Genomic DNA, 15,072 nt, shown 5'->3' with positions numbered 1-15,072 from the left:
TTACGGGGATAGCACGATGACCTTTTCCAATGCCATGCGGCTGCGTCCGGTCCGGCGCCAGAAGCGTATCCACCTGTGCGCGCTGGGAGTCGCGCTCATGGTGGCCAATGGCACGCTGATGGCGGCCACGCCAGCCGGCACCACGGCCCCGGTCGCAGCGGCAACACCCGCAGCGGCCACCGCACCGGCGTCGCTGTCGGTGTCCAAGATCGATTTCAAGCGCGGCGACGATGGCGCCGGCCGCCTGATCCTGCAGTTCGACGGGCAGGGAGCGAATCCGGACCTGCGCAGCCAGGGCAACAGCGTCGTGATCGACGTTGGCAACGCGCGCCTGCCTGAGAACCTGCAGAAGCCGATCAATGTGACCGACTTCGCCACGCCGGTGCAGCGCATCGATGCCAAACCCTACGGTGGCGGCACCCAGCTGGTGCTCAACACCAACACCGCCTTCGAGTCGCTGGCGTACCAGAGCGGCAACGAGTACGTGGTCGAGATCAGCCCGCGCCAGGCACTGCCGGCCACCGGTGCGATCACTGCCACCACGGTGACCCAGGCCGCCGCGGCCGTGGGCCAGCGCGGGTACAGTGGCAAGCCGGTGACCTTCAACTTCCAGGACGTGCCGGTACGCACCGTGCTGCAGTTGATCGCCGAGGAGTCCAACCTCAATGTGGTTGCCTCCGACAGCGTCGAAGGCAACGTCACCCTGCGCCTGATCAACGTGCCGTGGGACCAGGCGCTGGACATCGTGCTGCGTGCCAAGGGGCTGGACAAGCGCCGTGATGGCGGGGTGATCTGGGTCGCGCCGCAGCCGGAGCTGGCCAAGTTCGAGCAGGACAAGGAAGACGCGCGGATCGCGATCGAGAACCGCGAAGACCTGATCACCGATTACATCCAGATCAACTACCACAACGCCGCCCAGATCTTCAAAGCACTGACCGAAGCCAAGGGCATCGGCGGCGGCGGTGGCAGTGGTAGTGGTAGTGGCAGCGGCACCAGCGGTCAGGAAGACAGCGGTTTCCTGTCCTCGCGCGGCCGTATCGTGGCCGACGAGCGCACCAATACGCTGATGATCAGCGACATACCGAAGAAGGTCGCGCGCATGCGCGAGCTCATCAATGTCATCGATCGCCCGGTGGACCAGGTGTTGATCGAAAGCCGCATCGTGATCGCCACCGACACCTTCGCGCGCGAGCTGGGCGCCAAGTTCGGCATCACCGGCAACCGCGACAACGTGTTCTTCGGCGGCCAGACCGAGACCAATCACGAGAACATCACCAATCAGGCCACCAACAACTACGACTACAACAAGGCGGTCAACGAGTGGATCGCCGGCGGCCGGACCGGTGCCGTGCCGGTGCGTGCCCCGGACAAGATCAGCACCGGGCTGCTGAACTGGAACTCGGCCGTGGCCGCGGCCAGCAACCCCGGTTCGCTGGCGCTGTCCATCCTCAATGCGGGCTACCTGCTGGACGTCGAACTGTCGGCGATGCAGCAGGAAGAGCGCGGCGAAGTGATCTCCAACCCGCGCGTGGTCACCACCAACCAGCGCGAGGCGCTGATCAAGCAGGGCAAGGAAATCGGCTACGTGACCATCAGCGGTGGTGGCATCGGTGGTGCGGCCCAGGCCAACGTGCAGTTCAAGGAAGTGGTACTTGAGCTGAAGGTCACCCCGACCATCACCAACGACAACCGCGTGTTCCTGAACATGGCCGTCAAGAAGGACGAAGTCGAGCGCTACATCCGCCTGGAAGGCTACGGCGAAGTGCCGACCATCAACCGTCGCGAGGTCAACACCGCGGTGCTGGTGGAGGACGGCCAGACCGTGGTGATCGGTGGTGTGTACGAGTTCACCGACCGCAACAGCATCAACAAGGTGCCGTTCCTGGGCGATGTGCCGTTCCTGGGCAACCTGTTCAAGAAGCGTAGCCGCAACAAGGACAAGGCCGAACTGCTGGTGTTCGTGACCCCCAAGGTCCTGCGCGTGGCCAAGACCAACTGAGGTCTGCCGCACGTCCGGTGAAGAGGGCCGCCCCGCGCGGCCCTTTTTGCGTTCAGCCAATCTTGATGCGTTGGCACCGCCTGGCCTGCCATCATGGCAAGGGAACCTGACGCCTCTTGCGTGGGTCATACGGATGCCATGAATCTGCCCCCTCCCATGCCCGAGTTCGACACCCTTCCTTCCCCGCCCGATGCAGACGGTGATCGCCTGCATGCGGCATTCACCGCGTTGCGCGATGCGCTGTCGGCCGAGATCGTCGGCCAGCGTGCGCTGGTCGAGCGGCTGCTGGTCGCCCTGCTGGCCGATGGCCACCTGCTGGTCGAAGGCGCCCCGGGGCTGGCCAAGACCACCGCGATCCGTGCCTTGGCATCGCGGCTGGAGGCCGGTTTCTCGCGGGTGCAGTTCACCCCGGACCTGCTGCCGGCGGATCTGACCGGCACCGAGATCTGGCGCCCGCAGGAAGGGCGCTTCGAGTTCGTCCCGGGGCCGATCTTCCATCCGATTCTCCTGGCCGACGAGATCAACCGCGCGCCGGCGAAGGTGCAGTCCGCCCTGCTCGAGGCGATGGGCGAACGCCAGGTGACGGTGGGCCGCCACACGTACCCGCTGCCGTCGCTGTTCCTGGTGATGGCCACGCAGAATCCGATCGAACAGGAGGGCACCTTCCCGTTGCCCGAAGCGCAGCTGGACCGCTTCCTGATGCACGTGCGGATCGGCTACCCGGACTCCGACGCGGAGGCCGAGATCCTGCGCCTGGCCCGCGAGCGCGCCCGCGAAGCGCTCACCGTCCCGGCGGCAGCTCCCTCGCGGATGCCGCTGGAGGATGTATTCGCCGCACGCCGGGCGGTGCTGTCGCTGCACATGGCGCCGGCGCTGGAGCGCTACCTGATCGAACTGGTGCTGGCCTCCCGCGACGCGGCCCGCTACGACCCGGCGCTGGCCCGGCGCATCGCCTGGGGAGCCAGTCCGCGCGGCTCGATCGCCCTGGAGCGCTGCGCGCGCGCGCGCGCCTGGCTGGCAGGCCGCGATTTCGTCACCCCCGAGGACGTGCGCAGTGTGGCCCCGGATGTGCTGCGCCACCGCGTGCTGCCCAGTTACGAGGCAACGGCCGAAGGCTGGGATGGCGATCGTCTGGTCGCCGAGCTGCTGGCCCGCGTGCCGGCACCGTGAGCCGATGAAGGACGCCGCCGTGGACAGCCTGGCCCCGGTCCTGGACGGGGACGGCGTGAAGCCGACCTTGCCCGAACTGGTGGCCCTGCGTCGCAGCGCCCATCGTCTGCGTCCGCCGCGACGCGGTCGCCTGGGTCATGCCGGGCAGGCACCGTCGCCCGCACGCGGGCGTGGCATGGAGTACGCCGAATCGCGCGAGTATGTGCCGGGCGATGACGCCCGCCACATCGACTGGCGGGTGACCGCGCGCAGTGGCCGGGCCCACACCAAGCTGTTCCAGGCCGAGCGCGAGCGCTTGACCCTGCTGGTGGCCGATACCGACCCGGTGCTTTATTTCGGGACGCGGGTCCGCTTCAAGTCGGTGCAGGCCGCACGCGTCGGTGCGGTGGCGGCCTGGTTCGCGCAGCGCCAGGGAGACCGCCTGGCCGCCGTGCGCGGCAGCCTGCGCGAAGCGCCCATCGCCCCGGCCGGCGGTACGCGCGGGGTACTGCGTGTGCTGGATGCCTTGACCCGCTGGTACGCGCAGCCGCCCGCCGACGATGCCGGCCTGGACCGCGCGCTGGAACAGGCGACCCGCCTGCTGCGCCCCGGTGCGCGGGTGGTGGTGCTGGCCGATCCGGGCCGGGCCGCCCGGATCGGCGTGTCGCGCTGGACGGCGCTGTCGCTGCATCACGAGGTGGTGCTGGTTCTGCTCGTCGACCCGCTGGAGCTCGCCCCGCCGCCGTCACCGCTGTCCTTCGTTGCCGGCGGGCAGCGGGTGGCGCTGGACCTGGGCAGTGACGCGGTGCGAGCACGCTGGCTGGCGCAGTTCGTGGCGCCCCTGGATGCCCTGCGCGAGGCCTTGTCGGCGCGGCGCATCCAGGTGCATGTGGTGGCCACCGACGATCCCAGCGACAGCTGGCTCGGTGTGGTGCCGTCGGCGGTGGTGGCATGAGCACGGGCGGTGCGCTGCCGCTGCGCGATGTGCATCTGCCGCCGTTCCCGCCGCTATGGCCGCTGCCGCTCGGCTGGTGGCTGGTGCTGGGGACGGTGGCCGTGGTCCTGGCCGGATGCTGGGCGTGGCGCGCGCAGCGGCGTCGGCGCCGCCAGCGGTGGCTGACCCTGTTCGACACGCGGCTGGCCGAGGCCGATGGCCCGGCTGCCGAGGTCGCCGCCATCGCCGAACTGCTGCGCCGTGCCGCCCGCCATCGCCAGCCCGGGGCCGAGCTGCTGGACGGTGCGGCATGGCTGGCGTTTCTCGACCCGCCCGGCAGCCGCGCCTTCTCCGGCGCAGCCGGAACACTGCTGCTGGACGGTATGTACCGTGCGCAGGTCGACCCGACCGAGGTGGCGACGTTGCGCGCGCTGGCGCGCGAGCGTTTCCTGGATCTGATGGTGGGCGGGCGATGATCGCCACCGCCGCTCTGCCCACGTGGCTGTCCTGGTTGTCGTGGACCGACCTGCTGGCCTGGCCCTGGCTGCTGCTCGCCCTGCCATTGCCACTGTTGATGCGGTGGTGGCCGATGCGCGCGCAGGACGGTGCCGCGCTGCGCGTACCGTATGCCGTCGATACGTTGCAGGCGCTTGCCGGCACGGCCGGCGGACACCGTCCCGGCGTGGGGCGGGTGCTGCTGTGGCTGGCATGGGCGTGCCTGTGCGTGGCCGCCGCGCGGCCGCAGCAACTGGGTGAGGCGGTGACACCGCCGCACCAGGGCCGGCAGATGATGCTCGCAGTGGATGTCTCCGGCAGCATGGGCGAGCCGGATATGCGACTGGGCAACCAGGTCGTGCCGCGCCTGACCGCGGCCAAGGCGGTGCTGGCCGACTTCCTCGACCGTCGTGTCGGCGACCGGGTGGGGCTGCTGATCTTCGGCGATCGTGCCTTTACGCTCACCCCGCTGACCACCGACCTGACCAGCGTGCGCGAACAGCTCGATGGCAGTGTGGTCGGCCTGGCCGGGCGCGAAACCGCGATCGGCGATGCCATCGCCCTGTCGGTCAAACGCCTGCGCGAACAGCCGCAGGGACAGCGCGTGCTGATCCTGCTGACCGATGGCGTGAGCAATGCCGGTGTGCTGCAGCCGCTGCGGGCAGCCGAACTGGCCCAGGCCGAGGGGGTGCGGGTATACACCGTGGCCTTCGGCGGCGATGGCGGGCTGAGGGTGTTTGGCATGCAGATCGCCACCGGCGACGATCCGGTCGACGAAGCGACCCTGCAGAAGATCGCCGCGCTCACCGGGGGCCGTTCATTCCGTGCGCGCAACACCGATGAACTGGCCGGCATCTACGCCGAGCTGGAGCGCCTGGAGCCGGTCACTTCCGCAGGTCCGGCCGTGCGTCCGCGCATCGAACGGTATGCCTGGCCGCTGGCGCTGGCGTTGCTGCTGGCCGGGCTGGCCTGGTTGCTGCCAAGGCGGTGGGCATGACCATGATCGACTGGAACGCGCTGCACTTTCTGCGCCCCGCTGTGCTGTGGGCGCTGTTGGCGCTGCCGGTGATCGCCGCACTGTGGGCGTGGCGCCGGCGGCGGCGCAGCGGCTGGCAGCAGGCGGTCGACGCACACCTGCTGCCGCACCTGCTGGTGGCGGGGGGGCGGGGAGGGCGCGCCGGCCTGATACTGCTGCTGTGTGGCGTGGTCCTGGCGGTGCTGGCGCTGGCGGGGCCCTCATGGCGGCAGGTGTCGCAGCCACTGTGGCAGAGCCCGTCACCGCTGGTGCTGGCGCTGGACCTGTCCTCGCGCATCACCGCCACCGATCTGCCGCCGTCGCGGCTGCTGCAGGCGCGCGCCAAACTGGCCACGCTCCTGCGCGAGCGGCAGGGAGGCGAGGTGGCGCTGCTGGCGTACGCCGATGATGCCTTCACCGTGGCGCCGTTGACCGCAGACATGGCCAATATCGCGCTGTACCTCGATGCGCTGGGCCCGGACGTGATGCCTCGCGATGGGCAGCGCGCCGATCGCGCGATCGAGGCGGCGGTCAAGCTGCTGCAGCAGTCCGGTGCGCGCGGCGGTGACATTCTGCTGCTCACCGACCAGGCCGACGCGGACGCGATGCGTGCGGCGGCCTCGGCGTCGGCACAGGGCATCCATGTGTCGGTGCTGGGCCTGGGAACCGCCGCGGGGGCGGCCTACCGTGCCGACAACGGGCAGATCGCCCAAGCGCGCCTGGATGCCGCCTCGCTGCGCGCGGTGGCCGGGGCGGGCGGCGGTGCGTACGCGGCCGTTGCCAGCGACGATGGCGACCTGCGATCGCTGCGCGTGCTGACTCCGCGCGCCGGTGCCGGCGACAGCCGCGAAGGTCAGGGGCGTGCCTGGCGCGACGAAGGCTTCTGGCTGCTGCCGCCGCTGCTGCTGATCGCGCTGCTGGCGTTCCGCCGCCGCGCCCTGCTGGGCCTGGTGCTGGTCTGCGCCAGCCTGCCGATGGCACTGCCGTCCACCGCGCACGCGGCCGAGGGGCAAGGCACGCTGTGGAAGCGCCCCGACCAGGTGCAGCAGGCACGGATCGCCGCCGGTGTGGACGCCTACCGGCGGGGCGACTTCAGTGCCGCCCAGGCGCAGTTCGAGGGCGTGGACACCGACGCAGGCTGGTACAACCTCGGCAATGCGCTCGCCCGCCAGGGGCAGTACGACGCAGCGATCGACGCTTACGACCGCGCACTGGCCAAGCATCCCGGCATGCCCGATGCGGTGGCCAACCGTGCCGCGGTGGATGCCGCGCGCAAGCGCAGGCCACCGCCGTCCTCGTCGTTGGACCCGGGCAAACCGCAGCCCGGACAAGGCAAGCCCTCGCCCGGCCAGGGGCAGCCGCAGGAGGCGGACGGGAAACCCGGCAAGCCGGATCCCGGCGCGCGCTCCCAGGCGGGCAAGGCGGACACACCGGCCGATCCTCGCAATGCCGATCCGGCGGCGCAGCAGCAGGCCGATGCGGCTCAGCGCGAGCGCATGCGCCAGGCGCTGCAGCGCCAGCCGCCGCCCGGCGACGGCCCACAGGGCGATGCCCGCGCAGGTGCCCAGACGGCTGAACAGCGCGAGCAGCGGCAGGCCGTGGAGGCGTGGATGCGGCGCGTGCCGGACGACCCGGGCGCATTGCTGCGTGCCAAGTTCCAGCTGGAAAACGAACGCAGGAAACAGGAAGGACGATGAGAGCCGATTCCCCCACGCACCGCGCGCTGCGCACGGTCCTGGCCCTGCTGCTGTGCATCGGTTTCGGCGCGCAGGCGCAGCAGCCCCGGGCCTGGCTGGACCGCGACCGCATCGACGAGGGCGGCACGGTCACGCTCAACATCCAGTCCGACCAGGCCGGTGCGGTGCCCGACTACGCGCCGTTGCGTGCCGACTTCGACCTTGGCAGCCAGACCAGCAGCCGCCAGGTGCAGTGGAGCAACGGCGACATGACCTCGCGGACGCTGCATGGCATCGCGCTGACGCCCCGCCGTGCCGGCACTCTGACCCTTCCGCCGCTGCGGGTCGGCAGCGGGCTCACACCGCCGCTGACCCTGCAGGTCGCCGCGGTTGCCGGTGCCACAGATCCAGGCGCGGCGCGCGGCAACGCGGCGGTGTTCCTGGAAACCGAGGTCGATGACACCACGCCCTACGTCCAGCAGAGTGTCGGGGTGGTGGTGCGGCTGTACTACGCCTCGCAGCTGGTGTCCGGCGAGCTGGTCCTCGATACCCCCGAAGGCGCCTCGCTGCAGCGCGTTGGCGAGGACCGCAGCCTGGTGCGCGACGTCAACGGCCGTCGCTACAACCTGGTCGAGCGCCGCTTTCTGCTGATCCCCGAGCGCAGCGGGCCGCTGGCGCTGGCCGGTGCGCGTTTCGACGGGCGCAGTGCAGGGGGCTTCTTCGACGACATGTTCGGCGGCGACGGGCGTCTGCGGGCGCGGGCGCCGGACCGCACCCTCCAGGTGCAGGCACAGCCGGACGCGGCGCCGCAGCCGTGGCTGCCGCTGCACGACCTGCGCCTGCGCTACACCGCCGCCCCGGAAGCCGGGCGGGCCGGTGAAGCGGCCACGGTGGTGGTCGAGGCGACCGCGCTGGGTGCTACCCGCGCACAGTTCCCCGAGCTGCCGGTCCCCGATGTGGGCCCCACCGCCCAGGTCTTCGCCGAGCCGCCGCAGTACGACGAAACGTTCAGCGGCACCACGCCGCAGCTGAAGCTGACGCGGCGCTACGCGATCGTGCCCCGCCAGCCGGGCGCGCTGACGGTGCCTGGCCTGAAAATGGCCTGGTGGGATGTGAAGGCCGGGCAGGCGCGTACCGCAACCGTGCCCGACCTGACCCTGCAGGTCGGCGCAGGGAGCGGCGCGGCCGCCGTACCGGCCCCGATCGCGCTGGACACCCTGTCGCCGCTGCCCGGCACCCCCGCCGGCGCGTCCACCGCCGTGCCGATCCAGCCGGTGCAGGCGGCGGGCAGGCCGTGGGGCTGGATCGCCGCGGCCGCCGGCTTTGCCGCACTGTGGCTGGTCACGCTGGCCATCGCGCTCGGCCTGGGCTGGCGCCGGCGCCGGGGTGCACCGGTGGCTCCCCGCCACCTGGCCGGGTCGCCCGAGGTCGCCAGGCCGTCGTTGGCCGCGCTGCGCCAGGCAATGGATGTGCAGGGCCTGGACGAGGTCGTGGCAGTGCTGGCCGGCATGGCCGGCGTGCAGACCCTGGAGCAGGTGCTGGAGCAGCTGGAAAGCCCCGATCAACGCGCCGCCCTCGTCCAGATGCAGCGTGCGCGCTGGGGTGGGCAGGGCGGCGATGTGGCCGCAGCCCGCCAGGCCCTGCGCCGCGTGTTCCATGACGGACCGCACTGGCGACCGGTGGATGCGCCGGAAAACAATGGCCTGGCACCGCTCTACCCGTCGGCGCGGTGAGGCATCCCGATGCCGGCCGGGCCGGCTTTGCTAAGCTGATTCACTATTTTCAGAGGAAAGCCGTTCGATGACTGAGGCCGCAAAGACCAGGCAGACGCTGCCATTGCACTGGAAAATGGGCATTGGCTTCGGCATCGGCCTGGTGCTGGGCCTGATCGTGCACGCCCTGGCGCCGGTCGTTCCGGGCATGGGTGACGTGGCGAGGGTGGTGATGGCCTGGGTCACCACGCCCCTGTCCAGCCTGTTCCTCAACCTGATCTTCATGCTGATCGTGCCGCTGATCTTCTCGGCGCTGATCATGGGCGTGTCGGAGATGGGCGATATCCGCGCGCTGGGCCGGATCGGCTGGAAAACGCTGGCCTATACGGTGGTGCTGTCGGGCATCGCGGTGGGCATCGGCCTGGTGCTGGTCAACGTGCTCAAGCCCGGCGCCGGCGTGGACCCGCAGGTCGCCGCGCAGATGCTGTCGGAGAACGCCGAGCGCAGCAGGGAGATCGTCGCCGGCATCCATGAAACGCCCAAGGGCATGGACATGCTGCTGTCGATCGTGCCGAGCAATGTGCTCCAGGCCGCCTCCGACAACGGTGCCATCCTGTCGCTGATGTTCTTCGCGCTGATGTTCGGCATCGGCATGGTCCTCAGCGACGACGACAAGGTTGCCCCGCTGCGCCGCGCCATCGAAGGCGTGTTTGAAGTCTCGATGACGCTGATCAACCTGGTCATCCGCCTGGCGCCCTACGCAGTGGCCTGTTTCATGTTCAACCTGGCCACGTTGTTCGGGCTGGAGCTGATCGTGCGCCTCGGTGCCTACGTGGGCGTGGTGGTGCTGGCGCTGGGTCTGCACATGGTCGTGACCTACGGGACGGCGGTGTGGCTGTCGGGCCGCTCGCCGCTGTCGTTCTTCCGCGATACGCAGGAAGCGACGGTGATGGCCTTCTCCACGGCCTCCAGCAACGCCACTCTGCCGACCGCGCTGCGCGTGGCCGACCAGATGGGCCTGCCGCAGCGGGTGTCGCGCTTCGTGCTGACCGTTGGCGCCACGGCCAACCAGAACGGCACCGCGCTGTTCGAAGGCGTGACGGTGATCTTCCTGGCCCAGTTCTTCGGCGTGGACCTGACCATCGGCCAGCAGATCATGGTCATGGCGGTGTGCATCCTGGGCGGTATCGGGACCGCCGGCGTGCCGTCGGGCTCGCTGCCGGTGGTGGCGATGATCTGCGCGATGGTGGGGGTCAATCCGCTGGGCATCGGCCTGATCCTCGGCGTGAACCACTTCCTGGACATGTGCCGCACCGCGCTGAACGTCACCGGCGATCTGGCCTTGACCACGCTGGTGGCCAAGGGCGAGACCGAGGAACCGCCGCCGGCGACGGCGGGACGCGTCACCGGCGATTGAACCGCCGCCAGTCACGATGGGATACTCCACCGGCGCATGGAAGGCGCCGGGATCGGCGCCGTGCGGAAAGGAGCCGAAATGAGGATTTCGCATCTGCTGGCCACTGGCCTGGCCCTGCTGGCGTTCGACGCCAGGGCTGACACCCGGACCTGTGAGACCCACGCCAGTACCACCGGCAGTTTTGCTGCCGGTCGCCAGTTCTTCACCTGGGACGTGGTGCCCGACGTTGCGCCGGCCGAAGCCCTGCGGCGGATCCAGGCCGAGGGCCTCAAGTCCGGCCTGAAGGTGGGCCGGCTGGACCCCGAACTGGGCTCGGTGACCCTGGAACAGACCGCCCCGCTGGCCGACCGCCAGGTGACCCTGCCGGTGAACGTGCTGGTGGAAGGCGAGGGGGACGGCGCCCGCATCACCGTCAGCAAGACCCTGCCCGCCGGTTATGCCACGCGCGAGGACCTGCAGCGCAGGGCCATGTGCGCGTTCATCGACGCCGCGCGTGGCTGAGGGCGCAGTCCGGGCGTGACCCGGACTGACCCCACCGGTCGTCTGTGGGACAATGGGCAGCCCGCAGCTCCGCGGGAGCCTCCTGATCCCACAGAACCATGACGCAGCCTACCCGCCGCCAGTTGGCCAACGCCATCCGCTTCCTTGCCGCTGATGCGGTCGAAACCGCCAAGTCCGGCCATCCCGGCATGCCGATGGGCATGGCCGATATCGCCGAAGTGCTCTGGAACGATTATCTCCGTCACAACCCGAACAACCCCAAGTGGTTCAACCGCGACCGCTTCGTGTTGTCCAACGGCCACGGCTCGATGCTGCAGTACGCGCTGCTGCACCTGAGCGGCTACGACCTGCCGATCGGGCAGCTCAAGCAGTTCCGCCAGCTCGGCAGCAAGACCGCCGGCCACCCGGAACGCCACGAAACCCCCGGCGTGGAGACCACCACCGGTCCGCTCGGCCAGGGTCTGGCCAACGCGGTGGGCTTCGCGCTCGCAGAGAAGCTGCTGGCACAGCGCTACAACCGTCCCGAACACGAGATCGTCGACCACCGCACCTGGGTGTTCCTGGGCGATGGCTGCCTGATGGAAGGTGTGTCCCACGAAGCCGCCTCGCTGGCCGGTACCTGGGGCCTGGGCAAGCTGGTCTGCTTCTGGGATGACAACCACATCTCCATCGATGGCAACACCGAAGGCTGGTTCACCGACAACACCCCCGAGCGTTTCGAGGCCTATGGCTGGAACGTGGTGCGCGGCGTCGATGGCCACGATCCGGACAGCATCAAGTCGGCCATTGACGAGGCCCTGTCGCAGTTCGACAAGCCGACCCTGATCTGCTGCCGCACCACCATCGGGTTTGGCTCGCCGGGCAAGGCGGGCAAGGAATCCAGCCACGGCGCGCCGCTGGGCAAGGACGAGCTGGAAGCCACCCGCAAGCAGCTGGGCTGGAACTACGGTCCGTTCGAGATTCCGGAAGAGATCTACGCCGGCTGGCGTGCCGGCGGTACCGGCACCCTGCGCCAGGCCGAGTGGGAACTGCAGTTCGACAAGTACGCCGCGCAGTTCCCGGCCGAAGCCGAGGAGCTGATCCGTCGCTCGCACGGTGAACTGCCGGCCGATTTCATCGCCAAGGCCGACGCCTACATCGCCCAGGTCCAGGCCGACGGTCAGACCATCGCTTCGCGCAAGGCTTCGCAGCTGGCGATCGAAGCGTTCGCGCCGCTGCTGCCGGAACTGGTCGGGGGTTCGGCCGATCTGGCCCACTCCAACCTGACTCTGTGGAAGGCGAGCAAGTCGGTCGCCACCGACGACCCGAACGCCAACTATGTGTATTACGGCGTGCGCGAGTTCGGCATGACTGCCATCGCCAATGGTCTGGCCCTGCATGGCGGGTTCATTCCGTTCGATGCCACCTTCCTGGTGTTCAGCGACTACGCCCGCAACGGCGTGCGCATGAGCGCGCTGATCCCGGCGCACGCGATCCACGTGTACACGCATGATTCGATCGGCCTCGGCGAAGACGGCCCGACCCACCAGCCGGTGGAGCACCTGGCCTCGCTGCGCTACATCCCCAACAACGATGTGTGGCGTCCGTGCGATGCGGTCGAGTCGGCGGTCAGCTGGAAGTCGGCGATCACCCGTACCGACGGTCCGAGCTGCCTGGTGTTCAGCCGCCAGAACCTGCCGCACCAGCCGCGCAGCGACGCGCAGGTTGCGCAGATCGCGCGCGGTGGTTACGTGCTGGCCGACGCCGAAGGCGGCGTGCCGGACGTGATCCTGATCGGTACCGGTTCGGAAGTGGGCCTGGCCGTGGCGGCCAAGGCGGAACTGGATGCCGCCGGCATCAAGACCCGCGTGGTGTCGATGCCGTCCACCGACGTGTTCGAGCGCCAGGATGCCGCCTACCGCGAATCCGTGCTGCCCAACGCCGTGCGCAAGCGCGTGGCGGTGGAAGCCGGCGTCACCGGTTTCTGGCGCCAGTACGTGGGCCTGGACGGTGCGGTGATCGGTATCGACACCTTTGGTGCCTCGGCCCCGGCCGATGCGCTGTACAAGCACTTCGGCATCACCACCGAGGCGGTGGTGGCCGCGGCCAAGGCGCAGCTGGCCAACTGATCGCCGTCGGGTGATCCCGTGGACGCCGAGCTCTGCTCGGCGGCTGCAAACGGAAGGCCGGGCATTGCCCGGCCTTCTGCGTTTCTCCCGGCGTACCGGGCAGGTGAGCAGCGCCTACGCGGTACGCGCCAGTCCCAACCGCACCAACCGTGCTTCGATCCGTTCGCCGATGTCCTTCGGCGCCTCCAGCCCCATGCGTTGCAGATACACCGCGTCGCCGTCACCGGCCGGCTGCATGATCGCCGCCAGGACCGTGCGAAGCTTGGCCGCGCGCGTCTGCGTGTTCTGTTTCAGCCAGCCCAGCGCCTTGACCAGGTGCTGCTCGACCTCGGTGAAGTCGCTGCCCAGCGGGTAGTCCGGCAGCAGTCCGGACTGGCGGAACGGCGCCAGTGCCGCGCTGACCGCCGTGGCGGAATTGCGCTGCCAGGCCGGCGGTGCGGCAAATCCCGCAGCCAGCTTCTTCGCGGCTTTGGCCTGGTCCAGCAGTGCCGCCTGGAAGCGTGCATCGGTGATGCCCGCCATCGCGATCACGCAGTCCTCGTCGGTCATGTTGCGCAGGTCGGCAATGCCGTACTCATTGATGTAGAGGTCGCGCAGATGGCGCGGGATAGTGGTGTGGCCGTAGTTCCAGCGCACGTTCGACTGCAGCACGCCCTTGTCCTCGCGCGTGGCCCGGAAGATCAGCGCACTGCGCGCGCCGGGCAGGGCATGGGCCATCGCCACGAAGTTGTACTGCCCGCCCACGCCGGAGACCACGCGTCCGTCTTCCAGCGCATCGGAGACGGCCGCGCCCAATGCGGTGGCCATCATGCAGGAGTTGAAGAAGCGCGCATCGCGGCGTTGCATCCGCTCCAGCGTCTCATCGCCGCCGTAGAGCTGGTTGATCTCGCTGATCCGACGCATGCCGATCGCACGGCGTTCGTCATCGGGCAGGTCGCGCAGCCACTCGTAGAACTCCGGCGAGCCCAGGTAGAAGGCGCCGTGCAGGTACTCGCCTTCGGCGTCGAGAGTGGCGTAATCGGTGGTCCAGGCGGTGCCATTCTCGATCCGCTGCAGCAGGGCCAGATCGTCGTGCACCTTGCGCCGGATCACCCCGGTCTGGACCAGCCGGCGGAAGCCTTCGTTGAGCATCTCACTGCAGCCGTACAGGCCGATCTCGAACGGCTCCAGCCCGCCGGAGGCGAGCACGCTCGGGTGCGTGGCCAGGTCGGGATCGAGCGCCTGCAGGATCTGCCGATAGCGCGCGTTGTCGGTGTGCCGCAGTACCAGCGCGTGGCTCAGCGCATCGGCCAGGGTCCCGATGCCGATCTGCAGGGTGCCACCGTCGCGTACCAGTGCACTGGCATACAGGCCGATGGCGTAGTCGGCATCGCCGACCGGTTGACGCGGCAGGCCGAACAGATCCGGATATGGCCCGGGCGGCGTGATCACCAGATCGAAGAACGACACATCCACCGTGGCCGAGCCGGCCAGGTAGGGCAGTTGCGGATCGATCTCGGCGATCATCAGCGGGCGCGGCAGCCCGCGCGCGACCATTGCATCCAGGGTGTCCTGGGTGATGTCGTTGTTGCACGACAGCGACAGGCGCCGGTCGTTCGCACGCATCGCCACCTTCTGCACGATCGCATGCGGCGCGCGCTGCGCCACCGCATCGGCGGCGTGGGTGTAGTTGAGGCTGGTGTAGCTGCGCTGCGCCTGCGACGAGCCCAGCATCGCGCCTGACTGCATGTAGAACTCCTCCACCTGCACATGGTCGGGCAGGCGGTCGCGCGCCATCGCATCGGCATAGGCCAGGCGCGGGAAACCGGCGCCGAAGTGGCGCTCGGCAAACGGTCCCATGAAGCGCGCTTCCAGCCCGGCACCGCCGCGTGGCGGGTTCAACGACAGTGCGGTGTACAACTGCAGCGGCCGCGAGGCATCGTTCTCCACGCGCGCATACAGGGCATTGAGCAGGCGGTGCGGCTTGCCCAGCGCCAGCGGGGCACCCACGCGAAGGGGGCCGTCGACCCGCTGCAGCAGCCAGTCGACGGCGGCGTCCAGGTCGGTCAGGTGGTCGGTCATGCGGC

11 protein-coding genes are annotated in these 15,072 nt (G+C 69.5%); 10 read left to right on the top strand and 1 reads right to left on the bottom strand.

Annotation, left to right across the window (positions count from 1 at the left end; all coding sequences use genetic code 11):
- Positions 1-16 precede the first annotated feature (16 nt).
- The 10 genes from ACPEH1_RS12130 (at position 17) to tkt (ending at position 13,006) form a co-directional block, all read left to right on the top strand.
- On the top strand, positions 17-1,999 hold the full coding sequence (locus ACPEH1_RS12130; protein ID WP_017357630.1) for a type IV pilus secretin PilQ: 1,983 nt from the start codon (positions 17-19) through the stop codon (positions 1,997-1,999).
- Between the two features lie 138 nt (positions 2,000-2,137).
- Positions 2,138-3,169, top strand: a complete 1,032-nt coding sequence (locus ACPEH1_RS12125; protein WP_017357631.1) for an AAA family ATPase — start codon at positions 2,138-2,140, stop codon at positions 3,167-3,169.
- Positions 3,120-4,103, top strand: coding sequence for a DUF58 domain-containing protein (locus ACPEH1_RS12120; protein ID WP_423715838.1), 984 nt, complete (start codon positions 3,120-3,122; stop codon positions 4,101-4,103). The genes ACPEH1_RS12125 and ACPEH1_RS12120 overlap by 50 nt, the downstream gene beginning before the upstream one ends.
- Positions 4,100-4,558, top strand: coding sequence for a DUF4381 family protein (locus ACPEH1_RS12115; RefSeq protein ID WP_313242630.1), 459 nt, complete (start codon positions 4,100-4,102; stop codon positions 4,556-4,558). The genes ACPEH1_RS12120 and ACPEH1_RS12115 overlap by 4 nt, the downstream gene beginning before the upstream one ends.
- Positions 4,555-5,574 carry a vWA domain-containing protein gene (locus tag ACPEH1_RS12110; RefSeq protein WP_153164713.1) on the top strand — a complete coding sequence of 340 codons (1,020 nt, stop codon included), beginning with the start codon at positions 4,555-4,557 and terminating at the stop codon, positions 5,572-5,574. Before ACPEH1_RS12115 ends, ACPEH1_RS12110 begins: the two co-directional genes overlap by 4 nt.
- A complete protein-coding gene (locus tag ACPEH1_RS12105; protein ID WP_423715837.1) occupies positions 5,571-7,289 on the top strand; it encodes a vWA domain-containing protein in 1,719 nt (572 codons plus the stop codon). The genes ACPEH1_RS12110 and ACPEH1_RS12105 overlap by 4 nt, the downstream gene beginning before the upstream one ends.
- Positions 7,286-9,001 carry a BatD family protein gene (locus ACPEH1_RS12100; protein WP_423715836.1) on the top strand — a complete coding sequence of 572 codons (1,716 nt, stop codon included), beginning with the start codon at positions 7,286-7,288 and terminating at the stop codon, positions 8,999-9,001. Before ACPEH1_RS12105 ends, ACPEH1_RS12100 begins: the two co-directional genes overlap by 4 nt.
- A 67-nt stretch (positions 9,002-9,068) precedes the next feature.
- Positions 9,069-10,397: a dicarboxylate/amino acid:cation symporter gene (locus ACPEH1_RS12095; RefSeq protein WP_136002989.1), complete on the top strand. Its 1,329-nt coding sequence runs from the start codon at positions 9,069-9,071 to the stop codon at positions 10,395-10,397.
- Between the two features lie 78 nt (positions 10,398-10,475).
- Positions 10,476-10,898, top strand: coding sequence for a hypothetical protein (locus tag ACPEH1_RS12090; protein ID WP_037591313.1), 423 nt, complete (start codon positions 10,476-10,478; stop codon positions 10,896-10,898).
- A gap of 98 nt (positions 10,899-10,996) precedes the next feature.
- Entirely contained in the window at positions 10,997-13,006 is a 2,010-nt protein-coding gene (gene tkt / locus ACPEH1_RS12085; protein ID WP_423715835.1) for a transketolase, read from the top strand.
- Positions 13,007-13,120: 114 nt separating this feature from the next.
- Here tkt and ACPEH1_RS12080 read toward each other — a convergent pair whose 3' ends face one another.
- The gene (locus ACPEH1_RS12080) at positions 13,121-15,067 is read right to left on the bottom strand and encodes an acetyl-CoA hydrolase/transferase C-terminal domain-containing protein (protein ID WP_017356320.1); all 1,947 of its coding nucleotides are present in this window, start codon (positions 15,065-15,067) and stop codon (positions 13,121-13,123) included.
- Positions 15,068-15,072 lie beyond the last annotated feature (5 nt).

It is taken from the genome of Stenotrophomonas sp. NPDC077421 (genome assembly GCF_049545505.1).
Classification (GTDB): Bacteria; Pseudomonadota; Gammaproteobacteria; order Xanthomonadales; family Xanthomonadaceae; genus Stenotrophomonas; species Stenotrophomonas nematodicola.
The sequence above is the reverse complement of the archived record's forward strand: the minus strand, read 5'-3'. Positions and strand labels throughout refer to the sequence as shown.

Bases quoted from the DNA above. Each gene is read 5' to 3' on its own strand.
- ACPEH1_RS12115 (WP_313242630.1), top strand. From the start codon at position 4,100: ATGAGCACGGGCGGTGCGCTGCCGCTGCGCGATGTGCATCTGCCGCCG.
- ACPEH1_RS12105 (WP_423715837.1), top strand. From the start codon at position 5,571: ATGACCATGATCGACTGGAACGCGCTGCACTTTCTGCGCCCCGCTGTG.
- ACPEH1_RS12100 (WP_423715836.1), top strand. From the start codon at position 7,286: ATGAGAGCCGATTCCCCCACGCACCGCGCGCTGCGCACGGTCCTGGCC.
- tkt (WP_423715835.1), top strand. From the start codon at position 10,997: ATGACGCAGCCTACCCGCCGCCAGTTGGCCAACGCCATCCGCTTCCTT.
- ACPEH1_RS12090 (WP_037591313.1), top strand. From the start codon at position 10,476: ATGAGGATTTCGCATCTGCTGGCCACTGGCCTGGCCCTGCTGGCGTTC.
- ACPEH1_RS12120 (WP_423715838.1), top strand. From the start codon at position 3,120: ATGGCGATCGTCTGGTCGCCGAGCTGCTGGCCCGCGTGCCGGCACCGT.
- ACPEH1_RS12110 (WP_153164713.1), top strand. From the start codon at position 4,555: ATGATCGCCACCGCCGCTCTGCCCACGTGGCTGTCCTGGTTGTCGTGG.
- ACPEH1_RS12095 (WP_136002989.1), top strand. From the start codon at position 9,069: ATGACTGAGGCCGCAAAGACCAGGCAGACGCTGCCATTGCACTGGAAA.
- ACPEH1_RS12125 (WP_017357631.1), top strand. From the start codon at position 2,138: ATGAATCTGCCCCCTCCCATGCCCGAGTTCGACACCCTTCCTTCCCCG.
- ACPEH1_RS12080 (WP_017356320.1), bottom strand. From the start codon at position 15,067: ATGACCGACCACCTGACCGACCTGGACGCCGCCGTCGACTGGCTGCTG.
- ACPEH1_RS12130 (WP_017357630.1), top strand. From the start codon at position 17: ATGACCTTTTCCAATGCCATGCGGCTGCGTCCGGTCCGGCGCCAGAAG.